Source organism: Flavivirga jejuensis (assembly GCF_030540765.1).
Lineage (GTDB): Bacteria > Bacteroidota > Bacteroidia > Flavobacteriales > Flavobacteriaceae > Flavivirga > Flavivirga jejuensis.
Genome location: NZ_JAUOEL010000006.1, coordinates 39,106 through 60,839 on the forward strand (window position 1 = coordinate 39,106; position 21,734 = coordinate 60,839).

Sequence of the window (21,734 nt, forward strand, 5' to 3'; positions counted from 1 at the left end):
CTAAACACATTAAATGAAACTTATTCAGCGCATTGGTTATTATCTAGGTGGCTTTTCTATCGGGTTAATAATTTTAGCTTTCTTTTTAAATGGAAAAAAAACCTCCTGCAGTTATGGACCAGATGCTAGGGTTTTAAAGAATATTAGATTAAAAAGAATTATTTATAGTGATAACATTCAGTCTAATTTGCAGCAATATGATATAGATTCTGTAGCTATAAATTATATTTTAAGAAAAGGAAATATTGATTTTTCTGAAAGCAATGCAAGACAAAAGCCATGTGGCATATACAATGTTGAAGGTGAATTTCAAAAAAAAGAAATTGTTTTAACTATTCAAAATTGTGATAGCACGGCTACAATAACTAATTTAAAAATAGAATAGGTAGCAATGCTTAAACGTAGTTTCGATGTTATTCTTTCTGTAATAGGATTATTTGTACTGGCTCCTTTTTTAATATTAATTGCTGTTTTAATTAAGTTAGACTCAAAAGGCCCTGTTCTTTTTGTTCAAGGGCGTGTTGGTAGAAATAATATAGACTTCAATATTTTTAAGTTTCGTACCATGCATGTGCTATCTCAAAAAAAGGGATTGCTTACATTGGGAAATAACGATTCAAGAATCACTAAAGTAGGTTATCTTTTAAGGCGTTATAAAATTGATGAATTCCCGCAGCTTATAAATATTTTAAAAGGAGATATGAGTTTTGTAGGCCCTAGACCTGAATTAAGGTACTACGTGAATTTTTATAATGAAGATGACATGAGGATCTTTTCTGTTAGGCCAGGTATTACAGGGCTTGCTTCTTTAAAATACAGAAACGAAGTTGAGCTTTTAAAAGCTGCCAAAAACCCTGAAGATTTCTTTATTAATACAATTATTCCAGATAAGTTAAAATATAATAAAGAATATATTAGAAAACGCCATTTCTTTTTTGATTTGAAGCTTATATTCATTACTATAATTAAAGTTATAGCTAGGTAAGTTTTTAATCTAAAGATTCTCCATCCTTTAGGATAGCTCTGTTTTAAGATTTTTTTATTTCGTTTTTGCCTACTGTATTTGGCATAAAACATTATTATTCATATTTTGCAAATGTAACCCTCCTCGTTAAGTATACATTTAAGCACAGCTAAAACCCTGAAATGAATAAATCTACATCTAATCGTATAGATCAATTGTTAATTGATTCTGGATTGTTTCCTACTAAAATAACAGATAAAAAACCATTAAATAATTTCGATTTTTCTAATGAAATCATTCTAATTACTGGAGCTGCTGGTTCTATAGGTAGTGAGCTTTCTAAACAATTGTTAGCATGCAAGTATAAAAAACTTATTCTAGTTGATGTGGCAGAATCTCCTCTTTATGATCTTATAACAGATTTAGAGTTTGAAGATACTAGTAAGATTGATTTTCTTCTTATAAATATTACAGAAACCAAATCAATAAAAAGGCTATTTGAAACTTATAAACCTACATTTGTTTTTCATACTGCGGCATACAAGCATGTCCCTCTAATGGAAAAAAATCCGTACGAAGCCATTAAAGTTAATGTGTTAGGAACGAAGCTTCTGGCAGATCTATCAACAACATATTATGTCAATAAATTTATATTTATTTCTACAGATAAGGCTGTAAAACCTATAAGTGTTATGGGCATGTCTAAACGTATAGCCGAGAATTACTTGAGTTATTTATCGACTCAATCAAAAACACAATTTATAACCACACGATTTGGTAATATACTAGGTTCTAATGGGTCTGTTTTAGCCCTTTTTAAAAAGCAAATAGAATCAAATATCTCGCTTACAGTTACTAATGAAAGTATATCTCGTTATTTTATAAGCAATAGTAAGGCATGTTCTTTAATATTACAGATTGCTATTCTTGATGGAGGAAAAAGTAATGTTTTCACTTTTAATATGGGAGCACCTATTAAAATAATTGATTTAGCAGAAAGATTGGTAGCCTTTTATAGTAGTACAGATGAAAAGGTAGAAATTAAAATCACAGGATTACGACCAGGTGAAAAACTTCATGAAGAAATAGTTTGGAATAATGAGCAGTTAATACCAACCGAAGATGAGAGCATTTTAATGGTTAGATCAAAAAATAATATTGAAACTAAAAAGGTTGATTTTACAGAATTAGAGGGTATTACACCAAATATGTCGAATTCGGAAATTAAATCTATTTTAAAAAAATATGTCTAAATTATAGTGTTTTCCGACGTTTCTTTTCTTTGCTTAAAAGTGCTAATTCTCTACCAGTTTGTCCTGCAACAGAAGTATTTTCTTCTGCTCTTCTAATTAAGTAAGGCATAACATCTTTTACAGGCCCAAAAGGAATGTATTTAGCAACATTATAGCCTTTATCAGATAGATTAAAACTAATATGATCGCTCATTCCATATAATTGTCCAAACCAAATGCGGCTGTCGTTATTTTTTAAATTTTTACTTGCCATTAATTCCATTAATAGATAAGAACTAGCCTCATTATGAGTACCTGCAAATAAAGACATCGTATCTAAATTATCGATCATATAATGCAACCCCTGATCAAAGTTTTCGTCTGTAGCAGATTTACTTACGCAAATGGGAGACTTATACCCTTTATCTTCAGCTCTTTCATTTTCTTTTTCCATATAAGCACCTCGAACCAATTTATACCCCAGAAAATAATGACCTGCTTTTGCTTTTTCATGTTCTGCTTTTAAAAAGTCTAATCGATCGTGTCTATACATTTGCAAAGTATTATATACAATAGGTTTTTCTGTATTATACTTTTGCATCATTGTTGTTACTAATGCATCTGCTGCATCTTGCATCCAACTTTCTTCTGCATCAATTAAAACTGCAACATCATTTTCTTGAGCCTTTTTACAAACAAGGTCAAATCTATTTATAACATGATTCCATTCTTCTTGTTCACTTTGGCTTAGTGTCTCTCCGCTGCCAACTTTTTCATATAAATTCAATCTGCCAAATCCTGTAGGTTTAAAAACAGCAATTGGAATGGCATCAATATTTTTTGCAAAATCAATAATGCTAAGTATTGTATTCATTGCAGAATCAAATTCTTTTTCGCTTTCTTTTCCTTCTACAGAATAATCTAAAACGGAACTCACACCATTCACAAACATGTTGTTAATTACTGGCAAGCAATCTTCTTCATTTACACCACCACAAAAATGATCAAAAACTGTAGATCGAATCAACCCTTCTATTGGTAAATTGGCCTTAATTGCAAAGTTTGTAGCCGCTGTACCTATTCTAACTAAAGGCTCTATAGATATCATTTTAAATAAAAAATAAGCACGCTCTAATTGAGAATCATTTTTTAATGAAAATGCAATTTCTGTATTATCAAATATTTTGTTAGAACTCATATTAAAAATTTTCGCAAAGATAATTATATCTATACTATCATTTTATATAAAATCTCCTTAATTTCACCACCTTAAAAATGATAATTATTCTATGGATTCTATTACTGCAAATGAATGTACAATTCATTTTAATGACTTATGTTATGAGCCTTTAAACAAGCACATTAAAGAAAGTGGTTTTTCTAAAATTTTTGTTTTAGTTGATGAAAATACGCATCAATATTGTTTGCCTTATTTCTTAGAAAAACTAGAAACAAACCTAGTCATTGAAATTATTGAAATCGAATCTGGCGAAATTAACAAAACAATAGATACCTGTGTAGGAGTTTGGAACACTCTTTCCGATTTAGATGCAGACAGAAAAAGCTTAGTTATAAATATAGGAGGCGGTGTTATTACAGATTTAGGAGGTTTTGTTGCCTGTACGTTTAAAAGAGGGGTTTCATATATTAATGTTCCTACTACCCTACTCTCTATGGTTGATGCTTCTGTTGGTGGGAAAACTGGCGTTGATTTAGGACATTTAAAAAATCAAATAGGCGTTATTAGTAATCCTGATTTGGTACTAATTGACACTAAGTTTCTAAATACTTTGCCAGAAAACCAAATACGTTCTGGTTTAGCAGAAATGTTAAAACATGGTTTAATTAGAGATGAAGCTTATTGGAATAAATTTAAAGAGGTCTCAAAATTAACTTTAGATGATTTAGATGTTTTAATTTATGAATCTGTATTAATTAAAAAGAATGTTGTAGAGAATGATCCTTTTGAAGATAATTTACGTAAAACTTTAAATTTTGGTCACACACTTGGCCATGCTATAGAATCTTATTTTTTAAGCAATCCTAATAAAACAACACTGTTGCATGGCGAGGCTATTATAATTGGTATGATTTTAGCTTGTTATATTTCTACAGAATTAGCAGGTTTCCCTAAGCAAACAACGGCAGATATTAAAAGCTTATTTATTAATTATTACGGTAAAGTTAAAATTAATGAAGATGAACATGCCGCTATAATTGAACTGCTTAAATATGATAAAAAGAATAATCATGGCAATATTAACTTTGTGCTTTTAGAATCGATAGGGAAACCTAGAATTGATTGTTTAGTAGATAACAAGATAATCGTAGATGCTTTTCATTTTTATGACAACTAATAATTAGTTGTTAACTTAATATAATTTGTAAACTTATAAATGTTTCATTTTTTTTCTAAGAAACTATTTTTAAAAGATTTATTAGAAGATTTTGTAGATATCCATAATCACATACTTCCTGGGATTGATGATGGTGCAAAGACTATTGAAGATGCTTTACTCTTAATAAAAAAAATGAAAGAACTGGGGGTAAAACAGTTTATACCTACGCCTCATATCATGCAGGATTTTTACCCCAATACAGATGAATCTATTGGAGGTGCTTATCAAATTTTATTAGAAGCTTTAAGTGCTTCTAAATCACTTGATACTATTACGGTAAACCCAGCTGCAGAATATATGCTTGATAGTCATTTTGAAAGCTTATTAGAGAACAAAAACTTATTTACTTTAAAAAGAGATTACGTGCTTATTGAAATGTCGTATTTTCAAGCACCTATAAATTTAGAAGACATTATTTTTAAAATTAAAACGCAAGGGTACCTCCCTATTTTGGCACACCCCGAACGTTATTCGTTTTATCATAACAATTTAGAATACTACAAAAGACTAAAACAATTGGGGTGTTTTTTTCAGCTTAACTTGCTATCACTTGGTAATCATTATGGAAAAAATGTTGAAAAGACCGCTAGTTATTTAATAGAGGAACAATTAATTGATTTTGTTGGTACAGATATTCACAATGAAGGTCATGTAGATAAATTATCTAATTTAACATTAAATAAGAAAATAGTTAAAAGCCTTAATGGAATAATAGAAAATACGAACCGAACATTTTCAGTAATTTAAGATCTCTTTGATATCTTTCTAAAAAAGCTTTTCTTTTCAGGAGCTCCATAATAACCATATTTTGCTCCATATCCAAAATTAGATTGTTTTACATCATTAACTACAAGCATCATTCCATTAAGTTTATTTTCAGCATGTAATTCTTTCGCAAAATTCAATATACGTTTTTCTGTATAATCTGCTCTTGTTAAATAAATGGTATGCCCAGCATATTCACTTATTAATAATGTGTCTGTAACAAGCATGGATGGAGCTGTATCAACAATAACATAATCATATTGTTCTGAAACAGTATCAAATAAATCTTTTATTCTATTATTCATTAATAATTCTGCCGGGTTTGGTGGCACTTTTCCTGAAAGTAAAATATCAATATTTATTCCATTAATGTTATGTGTATTAATAGTTTCTCCAACAATTATAGATTGGTCAACTAAGAATTCAGTAAGCCCAACTTTAGAATACTCTTTTCCTTTTTCGTTTTTTATTGCAGAATAAATTTGAGGATTTCTAATATCTGCACCAAGAAGTAAAACTCTTTTACCTGTATTTACTAGTGTAAGCGCCATATTTAAACTGAAGAATGATTTTCCTTCTCCATTAATGGTAGATGTTACAAAAATAACATTCTCGTAATCCCTGGCTTCTCTACCTCTTTTAACGTAATCAAGATTCGTTCTTATTATTCTAAATGACTCAGATAAGATAGATCTATCATTTTGTTCTACTAAAGTTTCTCCATTCTTTTTTACTCTTGGTATCTCCCCTAGAACAGTTATATTTTTAATCTCTTTTTCTAAATCTTCTTTATTATGGATCTTAGTATCTAATAAATGCCCTAAATATATTAATGAAAAGGGAATTACGAGCCCAAAAAATAATGCTGTGATGTATGTAATTTGGTTGTTTGGAGATACAGGACCTCCGTAACTATTATAGGCTTCATCAATTACTTTTGCAGTCGGAGAAGTCGCTGTTAAAGATATGGTGGCTTCTTCTCTTTTTTCTAGCAAGTATAAATATAGAGATTCTTTAATACCTTGTTTTCTTTCAATAGATCTTAGTCTGCGTTCTTGTCCTGGAACAGAGAATATTTTGGAATTTATCCTTTTTGATTGGCTTTCTAAACCACCTATTTGGATTCTAAGTGATTTACTGGAATTATTAATACTTTGTTGAAGATTTTCTCTTATCCCTCTTAAAGTTTGGTCTAATTCTATAACTATAGGGTTTTGTTCACCTGCACTTTTTAAAAGTGTTTTTCTTCTTTCAAGTAACTCATTATATCTAGATGAAAGTTGGCTAATAGATGCATCGCCCAAGCCTAAATTAGATGGGATGGCTTGATATTTCTCCTCACCTAATGACTCTTTCATATAATTTAATTGATTCAATTGCATTCTAGAGGCATCCAATTGTTGCTCGTTTAATACGCTAGAACTCAGAAATTGACCAGCTTCAGAGGAAACATCTGTTATTTTATTTCCTGTTTTAAATTTTACAATACTATCATCAACATTAACTAAGTCTGAGGCTATTAATTCAACACGCTTATTAATAAAGTCGGCTGTATTCTTTGATATTTCATTTTTCTTCTGAATGGTAGAAATATTATACTCATCAATCAGAACATTTACAATATCTTTAGCTTTCTGTATAACAGGGTCAGTCATAGTAACTCTAACAACCTTCGATGATTTACCTGAAGGGGTTATTGAAATTCTATATTTAAGAGATTCAGCTAATGATTCTAACGGGGTTATTTTTACCCTAATGTTATTTCCAATATAACCTTCTAAACTTTTACTTTTAGGTGTAATTATAAGACCACCAAAAAACGTGGGAATTGTTTCTCCAAAAGTGTATTTTTTGGGAGGATCTTCTTCATTAATTCTAAAGTTAAAATGAGTAACAGAAAGAATTTCGGTATGAAAATTAAAATTAGTCGTATTAATAATAGAATCAGATTCAATAAAATTGACAACTATTGGAGATGTTTTATAAAGTTCAAACTCGTTAATTCTTCCTTTTGTAAAATAGGTAATATTTAAACGCAGCCTTTTAACTATATTTCTTAAAAAACTTCTAGATTGAATGACTTGTATTTCATCTTCGACCATCGCATCCTCTTTTTCAGAGAAAATAGATAAATCTTTTAATGCCCCTGCGGAAGATGCATCTTTATCATCTAAGAGCATTATTTTGGCAGTTGCTTGATATTGCGGAATCGTATACCTTAAATGTAGATAAGCCATACCTAAGCATACAATACAACTTAATGCAAACCATTTCCATTGCTTTAAATATACAAAAAGTACTTTCTTTAGATTAAAACTAAAATCTTCAGAAGTATTATCAGATGAGTTTCTATTGTCAGCTAAAGCCATGTCGTAATTCTAATTTCTAGTAATTAATAAGAGTGTTGTAGTTATGAGGAATGATGTAATTGAAATTAGAGTTCCAATTCTTGCATCACCAGAAGCACCACTTATAGCTGAGTTGTTAGGCTCAACGTAAATATAATCATTTTGTGTTAAATAATATACGGGAGAATTAAAAACCTCTTTATTTGTTAAATCAATTCTTGTATACGTTTTTGTACCATTAAAATCTCTAACTATTAATATATTATCTCTTCTGCCTTTTATCGTTAAATCTCCAGCCATGCCAAGTGCTTCTAGAATGGATATTCTTTCACCAGTAACAGGGTAAACACCTGGACTGTTCACCTCTCCAGCTACAGTTACTCTAAAATTAAGGACACGAAAAATAATAACAGGATCTTTTAATAGCTTACCTTCAGCAAATTTTTTCTTAAATAAAGCTTTTGCTTCCTCAACGGTAAGACCTAATAATTTTATTTTACCTAAAACAGGGTAATCTATATTACCTTCTGCATCAATTAAATAATCAATTAATTCTCCTTGGGCACCAGCAGATCTAATTAAATTATACGGTTGTGTAACAGTTGGATCTAAAGTAGAAACATAAATACTTACTACGTCACCAACTTTAAGTTTGGCTGTAAAAGTATCTGTATCTACAATAGTTTCAAAATTTTTGGCATTTTGAAAGTATACAATATCTTCTTTTGATGCACATGAAGTCAAAAACAGACTAATTACTATACCAATAATAAATAATTTACTTTTTATAAGTGATATGCTCATTTTTAATATTATTTGGGGGAAAATAGTGAAACTAGAAATAGTTAATTATAGGTTCCCATAATTTTTATCGGCCCTGTTTTGAGATATTCCTTTTACTTTTTTGTATATCTGAACTCTTTTGTCAAATCGCTCATAATCAGAATTATTAGATTTATATTCAGGAATAAGTCGTTTCATTTTCATAACAATATTGTTATTTTGAAAACGATTTGTAATACATAATTCTTCTATTTGAGCCCTAACCTTATCGTAATCTAATTCTCTGGTTTTGCTTATTAATATTTTTTTATGATATGTAGATAATGTATTTTCTCCATTAGCTAATAGTTCTTCATATAATTTTTCACCAGGACGTAATCCTGTAATTTTAATAGCAATATCTTCAGGAAATCTAAGACCAGAAAGTTTTATCATATTTTCTGCAAGATCATAGATCTTAACAGATTCACCCATATCAAAGATGAATATCTCACCTCCTTTGCCCATTGTTCCAGCTTCTAATACTAGTTGAGAAGCTTCAGGAATGGTCATAAAATATCTGGTAATATCTTTATGTGTTAAAGTTAAAGGCCCTCCATTTTCAATTTGTTTTTTAAATAAAGGAATAACAGATCCATTGGAACCTAATACATTACCAAATCGTGTGGTAATAAATTTTGTTTTGCTTTCTTTTTGAAGGCAGCTTATATACATTTCTGCCATTCTTTTTGTAGCTCCCATAACACTTGTTGGGTTAACAGCTTTATCTGTAGATACAAAAACAAACTTTTTTACATTATAGCGAGATGCTGTATCTGCTAAAAGTTTAGTTCCATTAACATTAATTTTTATGGCTTCATAAGGAGATTTCTCCATTAATGGGACATGCTTATAAGCTGCGGCATGAAATACCATGGTTGGTTTATGATTTTGAAAAATGGTATCAATTCTCAAACCATCTCTAATATCTGCTACTATAGCTGTAAAGTTATGTTTTCCATTTTGCTTTAAATCTTGCTGTACATCATAAAGAGCAGACTCAGCTTGATCAACCAAAATTAAATGTTTCACATCAAAATTAGAAAGTTGTTTTACTAACTCACTCCCTATAGATCCAGCTGCACCAGTAACAATAACCGTTTCACCTGTGAATTCATTTATTAAGTTAGGATTATTTATTTCAATAGGAGGCCTTCCTAATAGATCTTCTATTTGTACTTGTTTTATTTGTTTAACACTTAATTCTCCATTAATCCAGTCTTCAATAGGCGGAACTTTAGTGATCTTTATATTAAGATTTACTAAATCAATTAAATTTTCCTTCTCTATATTCTTAGAAGCTATAATTAATTCGTCTATTTTATGAGACTCAATGTAATCATTGTTAATCTTTTCTTTAGAAAAAATAGAAATACCATTTATTGATTTTCCTTTCTTTTTTGAGTTATCATCAATAAATCCAACAACTTGAAATTGCGTAGTAACATTACTTATTAAAGCGTTGTAAGTAACGATTCCAGAGTCTCCAGCACCATAAATTAGAACTCTTTTTGATGTTATCAATTGACACTTTAAGTACTTGTAAGACATTTTAAAAAGTAATCTACTTGCACTAAGTGCAACAAAACTTAATAAGGCATGCATTACTACAATAGATAATGGTATTGTAAATTCAGGAAATATCACAAATATTCTATTAACTGATACAGCAGCTATACATATAAAAGATATTACAGTAATCGATTTAAATAAATTTACAACATCTGCAAATCCTGTATGTCTAATAACACTTTTAAATGATCCTGTTAATAAAAAACTAAGAGTCGTAGCTGTTGCCAAAAAGGGTAATTGGATAAAAAATTGTTTTAAATCAAAATCTAATGTGAAATTGAACCTAATTAAATACGCTATAAAAAACGTTAACAAAACAATTGTTAAATCGATAGCTAAAACCAGCCATTTTGAAGCATATTTTTGCGAGAGATAAGTAAAGTAATTATTTACCATAAGTTGGGGTTTTTAAAATATTGTTAAGGACTCTGTCTAAATCATCTTGACTTAAGTTAGATCCACTTGGTAAACATAAACCTTTATCAAAAAGGTCTTCTGAAGTACCGTTTGTAAAATGAAGGTAATCTTTAAAGACAGGTTGCATATGCATTGGCTTCCATAAAGGCCTTGATTCTATATCATCTTTTAATAGCGTAAGTCTTATTTGCTCACGAGTGTTAAAAGAATCGGTTTTAATACAAGTAATCCATCTGTTTGAAAAGAAACCTTGAGGTTCTTCTAAAAATTCGATAGTATTAAATTGTGATAAATTCTTCTTATAAAATTCAAAATTTTGTCTTCTAGCAGCTACTCTATCGTCAATCACTTCCATTTGTCCTCTACCAATACCCGCTAAAACATTGCTCATTCTATAATTGTAACCAATTGATGAATGCTCATAATGAGGGGCATGATCTCTTGCTTGAGTTGATAAAAAAACAGCTTTTTCTTTTAGGTCTTGAGTATTTGTAATTAAAGCACCTCCTCCAGAAGTCGTTATTATTTTATTACCATTAAAAGATATTATACCAATATCTGAAAGTGTGGCACAGGCTTTATTAAAATAGGTACTTCCTAAAGCTTCAGCACTGTCTTCTATTACTGGAATTTGATATTTCTCAGCAATAGCATTAATTTCATTAGCCTTGTATGGCATACCATATAAATGAACAGCTATTATTGCTTTCGGTTTTTGATACTTTTCAATCCTGTCTTTAATAGCTATTTCCAATAATTCTGGAGACATATTCCAAGTGTCAGTTTCACTATCTATAAAAACAGGAGTTGCTCCTTGATATAATATTGGATTAGCAGAAGCAGAAAAGGTGAAACTCTGACATAAAACTTCATCACCTTTAGATACATTAAGAAGTAGAAGTGCTAAATGAATAGCCGCTGTGCCAGAACTTAACGCAGCAACATATTTATCTTCTCCTAAATAATTTCTTAAATCATTTTCAAAACCATCAACATGAGGCCCTAATGGAGCAATCCAATTAGTATCAAAAGCATCAGCAACAAATTTTCGTTCTGTGCCTCCCATATGTGGCGATGATAAATATATTTTAGTTTTGGTCAACATTTTACAGTTTTATAATTCCAGTTTATTGCATAAAACATGCGTACAACTTTTTACGGTTATACAATTAAATACATTTTTTTTCTGGATGATTTCCCTCTTTATTCATAAAACAAAATTAATTACCTGTTTATTAGCTTCAATTAAATTAGTATTAAATGATTTTAAAATATTCGTTTTAATCTATTTACTTTTTTATAGATTAATAATAGAGAGATTTTGAAAATATTTTTATTTATCCTTTTTAATACAATTAAATTAATGCTGCTATTAATCAATTCAATTTGTGTTTTACGGTGTAAATTTAGTAATTGTTTTATATCAAAAAGAGCATAACTAACTTAATTCGCTAAAAGAGTAATTAAAATCGGTTAAATACATAGGCGTATTTAGTTAAAAGTAAAAGTATGCATATCATCGATTCTATATTTCAGTTTTAAGTTTAAATATTATTGATTAATAGATATATATGCATAATATTTAACTTACAAAATCTAAAATGCTTAGATTTAATTATAAAGAATGTGATTCTGTTTTTATAAAAAAAGCTTTACTTAATCGCTTATTTTAGCACTTATTTGAATTTCATCGGTAAAAACGAGACCTTAATATAATTAGTTAACTAATTACATTTATTTTTTTCATATTTGCTCCGAATTAAATAAATCCTAAAATCTAAAATGACTAAACAACAACTAAAAACTTTACAAGGAAAAAGAATTCTTATTACTGGCGGCGCTGGTTTTATTGGCTCTAATTTATGTGAAGTATTATTAGACAATAATATAAACGTCGTTTGCTTAGATAATTTCTCAACAGGGAAGCGAATCAATATAGATCCTTTTTTAAATAATAGCAATTTTAAATTAATTGAAGGGGATATTAGAAACCTTGAAGATTGCCATAATGCATGTGCTAATGTTGACTATGTATTACATGAAGCGGCTTTAGGATCTGTTCCTAGGTCTATCAATGACCCTATTACTACTAATGATGTTAATGTATCAGGATTTCTAAATATGTTAGTTGCTTCTAGAGATGCAGGTGTCAAACGCTTTGTATACGCAGCCAGTTCCTCAACATATGGAGATCATGAAGCTTTACCAAAAGTAGAAGACACTATTGGAAAACCATTATCTCCTTACGCTATTACTAAATATGTAAATGAATTATATGCTGAAATTTTTTACAGTACTTATAAATTAGATACTATTGGATTACGTTATTTCAACGTTTTTGGAAAACGACAAGATCCAAATGGAGCTTATGCAGCTGTGATACCAAAATTTGTTCAACAGTTTATAAGTCATGAATCTCCAATTATTAATGGTGATGGTAGTTATTCTAGAGATTTCACATATATAGATAATGTCGTACAAATGAATATAAATGCATTAACAGTTGGTAATGCAAAAGCTATAAATACGGTATATAATGTAGCGTATGGCGAAAGAACGACTTTAATTGAATTAGTCAACCTTTTAAAAGAATATTTGACTGATTTTGATAATGCTATAGGAAATATTGAAATTAAACACAGAGATAATAGAATTGGAGATATCCCTCACTCTTTGGCTTCTATTGATAAAGCAAAACAATTATTAAATTACGACCCAAAGTACGATATTAGTAGCGGCTTAAAAGAAGCTGTTAATTGGTATTGGGAAAATTTAAAATAAAAGTTACATTATCAAAATAAAAAAATGAAGGATATTAAAATTGCCGTTATTGGTTTAGGCTACGTAGGTCTACCTTTAGCTAGACTTTTTGCAACAAAATATGATGTTATAGGTTTTGACATTAATGAAAACAGAATTGAAGAATTATTACAAGGTAATGATGCTACTTTAGAAGTCGATTCTAAAACATTACAATCTGTTTTAAAAAAGAATCCAAGCAATAACATTGGTTTGTTTTGTTCTTCTAATCTTGAAGATATAAAAGATTGCAACTATTATGTTGTTACTGTCCCTACGCCTATCGATAAAAATAATCGTCCGGATTTAACACCATTATATAAGTCTAGTGAAACAGTTGCTAAGGTCTTAAAAAGAGGAGATATTGTTATTTACGAATCTACTGTATACCCAGGAGTTACAGAAGATGAGTGTGTGCCAGTATTAGAAAAAATAAGCGGTTTAAAGTTTAACGAAGATTTTTATGCGGGCTATTCGCCAGAAAGAATTAATCCGGGAGATAAACTTCATACAGTAGATAAAATACTAAAAGTTACGGCTGGTTCAACTCCAGAAGTAGGCAAAAAAGTGGATGATTTATATGCCAGCGTTATCACAGCTGGAACTCACTTAGCACCAACCATTAAAGTCGCAGAAGCAGCAAAAGTTATCGAAAACTCACAACGTGATATCAATATTGCTTTTGTAAATGAGTTAGCGAAAATTTTTAATCTAATGGATATTGATACCCATTCGGTATTAGAAGCTGCAGGTACTAAATGGAATTTCCTACCATTTAAGCCAGGTCTGGTTGGAGGCCATTGTATTGGTGTTGATCCTTATTATTTGGCTCAAAAGGCACAAGAAGTTGGGTATCATCCAGAAATCATATTAGCGGGGCGTCGCGTAAATGATAGTATGGGACAATATGTTGCTTCTGAAGTTATTAAGTTAATGGTTCAAAATGATATCCGGATAAAAGGCGCAAAGATATTAGCTTTAGGGATTACATTTAAAGAGAATTGTCCGGATGTTAGAAATACCAAAGCTGTTGATGTTATTAACCAACTTAAAAGTTATGGTACAGAAGTTACCATATACGACCCTTGGGCTAGCCCGGAAGAAGTAAAACATGAATATGATTTACAGACAGTAAGACAATTACCAAAAGATACATTTGATGCTGTTGTTTTAACTGTTGCTCATAAAGAATTTCTTCAAGAAGATTTAAGATCATTATTAAATCCAGAAGGCGTTTTATATGATGTTAAAGGTATTCTTAGCGAAAATGTGAATGGAAGGTTATAACCTTTATCAATACATTTTAAATGATTTTAACTAAAACCTACGCGCTTTGAGTCAATTAAAAAAAGGAGCTTTTTTAAATTACACAACTATTATTTTGATAAATGTAATAGGGTTATTAATAACTCCTTTTATACTTAATCACTTAGGGAAAGAAGAATACGGTATTTTTCTAACTATAGGCGCTTTAGTAGGAACAATATCTTTGCTGGATTTTGGACTTAACAACACAGTAGTACGTTTTGTTGCCAAATACAAAGCAGAAAAAGATAAAATTGGTCAAGAAAACTTTCTAGCAACTACCATGCTTATTTATCTTGGTATATCTACGCTAGTCGTTATTATTGGTGTTGTTTTTTACGGTTATATAGACACCTATTTCACCAAAATGAATCCAGGAGAAATAGAAATTGCAAAAGTGATTTTTATAATTTTTATTTTTAATCTAGCTATTGGTTTACCTGGTGGTTCATTAACAGGAATATGCTATGGCTACGAGAAGTTTGTATTTCCAAAAACACTTAATATAATAAGATATATTTTAAGGTCAATAACTGTAGTAGCAGTGCTATTATTAGGTGGAAAAGCAATAGCTCTTGTAATAGTGGACTCCATCTTTAATATATGCATCATACTAATTACCGGATATTATGTGTTTTATAAATTAGATGTAAAAATTAAGCTTCACTCCTTTTCTGTAGATTTTATAAAGAAAATATTTAGTTATTCCACATGGATATTTGTATTTGCATTAGTAGGTTTACTTCAATGGAAAGCTGGGCATTGGGTTTTAGGGAGAATAAGCCCTCCTGAAGTTTTAAGTATATATGGGATAGGGATTGTCTTAGGGTCTTACTATGGCGCTTTTTCTACAGCAATTTCTAGCGTATTTTTACCAAGGGCAACAAAAATGTCTGTAGATGATGCCTCTGGTGAAGCGCTAACAGATATGATGATTAAAATAGGTAGATTATCGTTTATTGTTTTAATGTTTATTTTGACTGCTTTCATTTTATTTGGAAAACAATTTGTGTATTTATGGGTTGGTAGAGAATTAGGTGATGATGGAAGTTTTCAATCGTGGGTAATTGCTCTAATGATAATGGTTGCTTATACTTTACCTCTAGTACAAGGCTTTGGGAATTCTATTTTAGAAGCTAAAAACAAGCTTAAATTTAAAGCAATCTTATACTTGTCATTTATGATTCTTGGAACCATACTTGGCGCCATATTAGCGCATGACTATGGCGCCATAGGAATGATGATAGGCTCAGTTATAGCATGGATAATTGTACAAAATGTTATGAATTTTTATTATCATAACAAAATAGGACTCAACATTATTAGATTCTTTAAAGAATTATTAAATAAAACCATTTTGGTAATAGTAATAGCATTAGCTATAGGTTACTTTATCAATTCAATTTCAGTTTCGGTTAATGATTGGGTAAATTTTATTACCAAATCTATTTTATACACGTTTGTCTTTAGTATTCTTATGTATTATATTGGTTTAATAGAATTTGAAAAAGAATTATTTAAAAAAACATTCAGTAGATTATTTAAAATAAAAAAAAATGAATAATGTATTAAAACTTAATAGTATATCTTTTTCAAACAATGGAAAAAGAGTTAATTATGATTATTCAATTGGAAATAAGATCAAAAAATTTTTCAATGAAGATCAACCATTGTATGCCGAATATGGCGTAGATGTTAGTCAAGTGCCTAAAAGTATTTTGGCCATTCCTTTTTTATCTAATGTATTAACTATTGCTTGGTATGGCTGTTTTGATGTTGAAGCAGATGAATTAGATGAAGATTTTTACAATGCCATGGTACTTGTTAAAAAGGAATTTGAGAAGCGAGATGCTTCATATACACTTACTAGTAAACTACTAGTTAATAACCTGATAAAGAATACTATAAATGGAGAGAAATATGCATTGCTTTTTAGTGGTGGTGTTGATGCCTTTTCTTCATATATCAGAGAAATAGACACTGTACCAGATTTAGTAACCATACATGGTCCAGATATTGCCATTAAGGATACTGAACAATGGAACGATTTAAAAACGTTTATTGAAGGTCAGTCTTTATTACAAAAAAACAATAAAAACTTTATTGAGTCTAATGTTCGTGATTTTTATACTTATGAAGTCAACTTGTTAATTGAAGGTTTAGGCTGGTGGGGTAAAGTACAGCATGGCTTGTCTCTATTAGGCTCGGTAGCTCCTATTTCTTTTATTAACGGCTATAAACATCTTACAATTTCATCGACTTACTCAGAGCTAATGGATGTCGTATGGGGTTCAAAACCAGAAATAGATGAAAAAATAACTTGGGCTGGGATACAAATACATCATGATGCATTCGATTTAAGAAGACAGGATAAAGTAGATTTAATTGCTAATTTTTCTAAAGAAACGAATACGCCTTTCCGCCTTAGAGTTTGCTATTCTGAAGTAAGAGACCAGTTTAATTGTAGTAATTGTGAAAAATGTTACAGAACTATTTTAGGTTTAGTGCTTGCTGGCGAAAATCCAAATAATTATGGTTTTAATGTAGATGAGAAATATTATGACGAGATGTTTAAGACATTAGAGATTGGTAATTCGAATAAGGGGATGCAATACTTTTGGTGGGAATTAATGGAGAAAGCTAAAACAGCTACAAATCCTTACATTTTTAATGATAAAGAAAAAGAACTATCACAGATTAAAGACATAGCTAATGGGAAAATTGATAAGCTTTTAGACGAAATATCTTTAAAGACTAATAGTAGTAATCAAAAGTTTAAATTTATTTTAAGAAATAAGTTTTCAAAAGTTTATAACCTAATTAAAAAAATAAAAACCTCTTAATTAGACCAAGATCCATTTTAAGATAAATTAACCATCCAAGTACGATAAAATGAAATACGGACTGCTTACATACGACGAAAATAAACGTTTTTTTAACGTTGGAGACAATATACAAAGCTTAGCAGCTAAACAGTTTTTACCAAATGTTGATACATTTATAAATAGAGAGCGATTAGGCGAATATAAAGGAGAAAAAACCAAACTTATTATGAATGGGTGGTTTACACACAATATCCATAATTGGGTACCCTCTGATGATATTTCGCCAGTATTTGTTTCGTTTCACATGAATAATACAGCAGCACCAGCAATGTTAAGCGATAAAGGAATTGCTTATTTGAAAAAGCATGAACCTATTGGGTGTAGAGACCAGTTTACGGCTGATACACTCATAGCAAAAGGAATTGATGCTCACTTCACTGGATGCCTAACCCTTACTTTAGATTCTTATAAAGTTGATGATTCTCAAAGAGATGAAAATATATACATTGTAGATCCATTGTATAGTTACCCAAGACCAGAAAAAATATTTTATAATGCAAAAGCTACAGTAAGAAATATACTAAACGGAACTGCTTTTCAACTTTCCAAAAAAAATAAGCACTTAAAGAATTTTATTAGTGACGAATTATTAGAATCTGCCGAGTTTATTAATCAAGAACCCCCTTCAAATAAATATTCTGATGTGGAAAAATTTGAAATGGCAGAATCGTTATTAAAAAAATATGCCAAAGCAAAACTAGTAATAACTTCTAGGATTCACTGTGCATTACCATGTTTAGCACTTGGTACACCAGTAATATTTGTTAATGGATTTGATAGTTTCGTAGATTCTTGCAGGTTTGATGGTATTTTAGAATTATTTAATCGCATTGATATAAACAGTAAAACAGGAGTATATACTTCTAATTTTGAATTAAAAGGTAAAATTAACAAATTGACCAATGTTAAAAACCTTGAAAAGCATCATGATTTGGCGAATGCGTTAAAAGAAAAAGTAAAAAGCCAAATATAGAAACCAAGCTTTGTATATTGTAAGTAAAACTAATTACCTAAAAATATGAAAACCTTAGTAAAAAAATTAATGTATTCTGCTCCAAAAAAGATGCAGAAAAATCATTTAACATTTAGTGAAAAGCAGGTAGAAGAGCTTAAAAACTCACTGGAATCAAATTATTTAGATAGAGGTGATACGAAAAGCAGGCTTACAAAGCAAGAATATGATAGAGCCTTAAACGGTCAATTATTTGAACGTTTAGCATATAATAGAAACCGTATAGCACCATGGTTAAATAGTATAAAAGGTCTAAAAGGCGCAAATATTTTAGAAATTGGTTGCGGTACAGGTATTTCAACATTAGCACTAAGCGAACAAGGCGCTAATGTAACAGGTATCGATGTAGACGAAGGTGCATTAAATGTTGCTAAGGACAGAATGAAAATGGCTGGTTTCGATACCGAATTACATTTAATGAATGCTGATGAAATTAAAGAAAACTTTAAAACAAAAAAGTTTGATTTTATCATATATTATGCTGTTTTAGAACATATGACGATTAAAGAAAGACTATCTTCTCTTAAGCAAGCATGGGACATTTTACCAGAAGGTTCTTTTTTATCAGTTATAGAAACTCCAAATAGATTGTGGTATTATGACTCGCATACGGCAGCTATGCCTTTTTACGATTGGTTACCAGATGAATTAGCTTTTTACTATTCTAAATTTTCCGACAGGAAAAACTTTAAAGATTCTTACAGAGAATTAAATGATGATAATATGATGAAGTTTTTACGCTGGGGTCGTGGTGCCAGTTATCATGAATTCGAAATTGCTATAGCTCCCTTAAAGGATTTAAATGTTGTGGGGTCTTTGATGCAATTTGAAAAAACAACATTATTTAAAGCTGGTATAAAAGGGATGCGTCATATAAAATTTTTAAAATCTCTAAATAAAAACCTTCACTCTGGTTTCTGTTATCCATATTTAGATATTGTACTAAAAAAATAACAACTTAATAATGGCGCATAAAATTCTATACATTACTAATGGTATATCTGGTCCTGGAGGTTTAGAACGTGTGCTATCAATAAAAGCTAGCTATTTAGCTGATAACTTTGGGTATGAGGTGCATATTATCTCCTTAAATGAGAAAAATAGCGCTCATTTTTATACGTTTAGCCAGAAAATAATTTGTCACAATATAGAAACTAAAGGCGGTCATTTAAGCTATCTATACTCCTACCTTTCTGGTATTAAAAAGGTTATAAAAGAAATAAAACCAGACGTCATTTCTGTTTGTGACGATGGACTCAAAGGTCTTTTTGCTCCATTGCTTATAGGTAAACCATGTCCTATGATTTATGAACGGCATGTGTCTAGAAATATTGAAATAAAAAAGGATGCCACATCATATATAAATAAGGTTTTTACTTTTTTTAAGTTTAATGCAATGAACTTTGGAGGTAAATTATTTGATAATTTTGTGGTTCTTACGAATGGAAACAAAAAAGAATGGGAATTAAACAATTTATTGGTAATTCCAAACCCATTATCTTTTTTTCCTGATAGCACTCAGTTAAGCAACTTAGAAAACAAAAAAGTTTTAGCAGTAGGAAAACATAGTTTTCAAAAAGGTTATGATAGGCTGATAAATAGTTGGAAGGATGTTTCTGAAAAACACCCTGATTGGGAATTAGATATTTATGGAACTATAAATGAGAATGTGGGCTTAAAAAAGCTTGCAAAATCATTAAAACTTGATGATTGTGTAAATCTTTTTCCTCCAGAAAAGAATATAGGAGAAAAATATAAGGAAGCTTCTATTTACGCAATGTCTTCTAGATATGAAGGTTTTGGTATGGTTTTAACAGAAGCAATGGCTTATGGAGTGCCTTGTATTTCATTTGATTGCCCTTTTGGACCGTCAGATATAATATCTCATAATGAAAATGGTATTATAGTTGAAAATGGTAATATTAAAGATCTATCTGATAGCATTATCCGATTAATAGATGATTCTGAATTAAGAAAATCTATGGGGCAAAAAGCCAGAATAGATGTAGAACGTTATCTTCCTGAAAAAGTTGTTTATCAGTGGGATCAGTTATTTCAAAGCTTAATTTCTAAATCCTTGAAATGAACATAGTATTTGTTATTGATCAAGTTTACTTACATGGAGGTATAGAAAGAGTGCTTTCTATAAAAGCAAATTATTTAGCTAAAAATAAGAATAATCAAATTTCTATCTTAACCACTGAACAATGCAATAAAAAGCCTTGTTATGATTTTGATAAAGAAATTGTTTTTAAAGATTTAGCTATTAACTACGTAAGGGGTAAATCATATTTTCACCCAACAAACCTTTTAAAATCCATAAGACACTTATTTAAGCTAAGAAAAGCAGTTCAGCAAATTAATCCAGATATCGTCGTTGTTTGCAGTCATAGCACAGATACACATTTTATACCTTTTATAAATAAGACGATTCCAAAAGTAAAAGAATTTCATTATTCAAAGTTTATTGAAGAAAAAAAACGAAATAAAAAGGGAATAACTTTTAAAAAGATATTTTTTTTAATTACGGATTATGTTGAATCAAAATACGATCGTCTAGTCATTTTAAATCCTGATGAATCAAAATATTACAAAAGCAATAATACTATTGTAATTCCTAATCCAATTACGTTTTTTCCGAAAAGTGTTTCAAGTTTGTCAAACAACATAATAATATCGGCAGGTAGAATTGCTCCAGTAAAAGGATATGATATGCTAATTGATATATGGGAGCAGACACATAAAAACATTCCAAATTGGGAATTACATATTTATGGAGATGGCGATATCAATTACATTAAAGAACTACAAAATAAAATTGATGATGCAAATCTTAAAAAATCTATAATTTTAAAAGGAGCCACTAACAATATAGAAAATAAGCTGTTGAATGCCTCTGTTTTTGCAATGAGTTCACATAATGAATGCTTCCCTCTTGTCTTATTAGAAGCGCAAGCTTGTGGTTTACCTATTATCTCATTTGATTGCCCAAATGGCCCTAGAAATATTATTAATAAAGAAAATGGTTTATTAATCCCAGTAGGTGATAATCAATTATTTGCAAATAAATTAGCAACATTAGCACTAAATAAAGAGCAACTAATAAATAAGGGTTTAAATGCGCGAAAAAATGCGTATAATTATAGTGTTGAAAAAATAATGTCTTTATGGACAGACATGTTTGATAAAGTACTTCAAAACAGAAATAGTTAAA

18 protein-coding genes are annotated in these 21,734 nt (G+C 29.9%); 13 read left to right on the forward strand and 5 right to left on the reverse strand.

The window, feature by feature from the left end:
- Window positions 1-13 precede the first annotated feature (13 nt).
- The 3 genes from Q4Q40_RS16380 to Q4Q40_RS16390 all read left to right on the forward strand — a co-directional run bounded on the left by Q4Q40_RS16380 (window position 14) and on the right by Q4Q40_RS16390 (window position 2,217).
- On the forward strand, window positions 14-385 hold the full coding sequence (locus Q4Q40_RS16380; protein WP_303303007.1) for a hypothetical protein: 372 nt from the start codon (window positions 14-16) through the stop codon (window positions 383-385).
- Between the two features lie 6 nt (window positions 386-391).
- Window positions 392-985: a sugar transferase gene (locus Q4Q40_RS16385; RefSeq protein WP_303303008.1), complete on the forward strand. Its 594-nt coding sequence runs from the start codon at window positions 392-394 to the stop codon at window positions 983-985.
- A gap of 161 nt (window positions 986-1,146) precedes the next feature.
- Window positions 1,147-2,217, forward strand: a complete 1,071-nt coding sequence (locus tag Q4Q40_RS16390; RefSeq protein ID WP_303303009.1) for a polysaccharide biosynthesis protein — start codon at window positions 1,147-1,149, stop codon at window positions 2,215-2,217.
- A gap of 1 nt (window position 2,218) precedes the next feature.
- Here the strand turns inward: Q4Q40_RS16390 and Q4Q40_RS16395 are convergent, their stop codons facing one another.
- Window positions 2,219-3,394, reverse strand: a complete 1,176-nt coding sequence (locus Q4Q40_RS16395) for a proline dehydrogenase family protein (RefSeq protein ID WP_303303010.1) — start codon at window positions 3,392-3,394, stop codon at window positions 2,219-2,221.
- 91 nt (window positions 3,395-3,485) lie between these two features.
- On the opposite strand from Q4Q40_RS16395, the gene aroB reads away from it, so the two are divergent.
- Window positions 3,486-4,553 (forward strand): 3-dehydroquinate synthase, encoded by a 1,068-nt coding sequence (gene aroB / locus Q4Q40_RS16400; protein ID WP_303303011.1) that lies wholly within the window; start codon window positions 3,486-3,488, stop codon window positions 4,551-4,553.
- 39 nt (window positions 4,554-4,592) lie between these two features.
- Window positions 4,593-5,342 (forward strand): tyrosine-protein phosphatase, encoded by a 750-nt coding sequence (locus Q4Q40_RS16405; protein WP_303303012.1) that lies wholly within the window; start codon window positions 4,593-4,595, stop codon window positions 5,340-5,342.
- On the opposite strand, the gene Q4Q40_RS16410 is transcribed toward Q4Q40_RS16405, so the two are convergent.
- Genes Q4Q40_RS16410 through Q4Q40_RS16425 form a run of 4 tightly spaced genes read right to left on the reverse strand, consistent with a single transcriptional unit; the run spans window position 5,339 to window position 11,624 of the window.
- A complete protein-coding gene (locus Q4Q40_RS16410; protein ID WP_303303013.1) occupies window positions 5,339-7,729 on the reverse strand; it encodes a GumC family protein in 2,391 nt (796 codons plus the stop codon). The genes Q4Q40_RS16405 and Q4Q40_RS16410 overlap by 4 nt on opposite strands.
- 9 nt (window positions 7,730-7,738) lie before the next feature.
- Complete coding sequence (locus Q4Q40_RS16415; RefSeq protein ID WP_303303014.1) at window positions 7,739-8,512, reverse strand: polysaccharide biosynthesis/export family protein; 774 nt, start codon at window positions 8,510-8,512, stop codon at window positions 7,739-7,741.
- Between the two features lie 45 nt (window positions 8,513-8,557).
- Window positions 8,558-10,498 (reverse strand): polysaccharide biosynthesis protein, encoded by a 1,941-nt coding sequence (locus tag Q4Q40_RS16420; RefSeq protein WP_303303015.1) that lies wholly within the window; start codon window positions 10,496-10,498, stop codon window positions 8,558-8,560.
- Complete coding sequence (locus Q4Q40_RS16425) at window positions 10,488-11,624, reverse strand: aminotransferase class I/II-fold pyridoxal phosphate-dependent enzyme (RefSeq protein WP_303303016.1); 1,137 nt, start codon at window positions 11,622-11,624, stop codon at window positions 10,488-10,490. The genes Q4Q40_RS16420 and Q4Q40_RS16425 overlap by 11 nt, the downstream gene beginning before the upstream one ends.
- Window positions 11,625-12,301: 677 nt before the next feature.
- On the opposite strand from Q4Q40_RS16425, the gene Q4Q40_RS16430 reads away from it, so the two are divergent.
- From Q4Q40_RS16430 to Q4Q40_RS16465, 8 genes are read left to right on the forward strand one after another with little or no spacing between them, the layout of a single operon-like run.
- Window positions 12,302-13,300 (forward strand): SDR family oxidoreductase, encoded by a 999-nt coding sequence (locus Q4Q40_RS16430; protein WP_303303017.1) that lies wholly within the window; start codon window positions 12,302-12,304, stop codon window positions 13,298-13,300.
- Between the two features lie 24 nt (window positions 13,301-13,324).
- Window positions 13,325-14,605 carry a nucleotide sugar dehydrogenase gene (locus Q4Q40_RS16435; protein WP_303303018.1) on the forward strand — a complete coding sequence of 427 codons (1,281 nt, stop codon included), beginning with the start codon at window positions 13,325-13,327 and terminating at the stop codon, window positions 14,603-14,605.
- A 46-nt stretch (window positions 14,606-14,651) separates the two neighbouring features.
- Window positions 14,652-16,187, forward strand: a complete 1,536-nt coding sequence (locus Q4Q40_RS16440; RefSeq protein WP_303303019.1) for a lipopolysaccharide biosynthesis protein — start codon at window positions 14,652-14,654, stop codon at window positions 16,185-16,187.
- Window positions 16,180-17,466 (forward strand): hypothetical protein, encoded by a 1,287-nt coding sequence (locus Q4Q40_RS16445; RefSeq protein ID WP_303303020.1) that lies wholly within the window; start codon window positions 16,180-16,182, stop codon window positions 17,464-17,466. Before Q4Q40_RS16440 ends, Q4Q40_RS16445 begins: the two co-directional genes overlap by 8 nt.
- A 49-nt stretch (window positions 17,467-17,515) precedes the next feature.
- The gene (locus Q4Q40_RS16450; RefSeq protein WP_303303021.1) at window positions 17,516-18,481 is read left to right on the forward strand and encodes a polysaccharide pyruvyl transferase family protein; all 966 of its coding nucleotides are present in this window, start codon (window positions 17,516-17,518) and stop codon (window positions 18,479-18,481) included.
- Between the two features lie 45 nt (window positions 18,482-18,526).
- A complete protein-coding gene (locus tag Q4Q40_RS16455) occupies window positions 18,527-19,474 on the forward strand; it encodes a class I SAM-dependent methyltransferase (protein WP_303303023.1) in 948 nt (315 codons plus the stop codon).
- A gap of 10 nt (window positions 19,475-19,484) precedes the next feature.
- A complete protein-coding gene (locus Q4Q40_RS16460) occupies window positions 19,485-20,606 on the forward strand; it encodes a glycosyltransferase family 4 protein (protein WP_303303024.1) in 1,122 nt (373 codons plus the stop codon).
- Window positions 20,603-21,733, forward strand: a complete 1,131-nt coding sequence (locus tag Q4Q40_RS16465) for a glycosyltransferase family 4 protein (RefSeq protein WP_303303025.1) — start codon at window positions 20,603-20,605, stop codon at window positions 21,731-21,733. Before Q4Q40_RS16460 ends, Q4Q40_RS16465 begins: the two co-directional genes overlap by 4 nt.
- Window position 21,734: the final 1 nt, after the last annotated feature.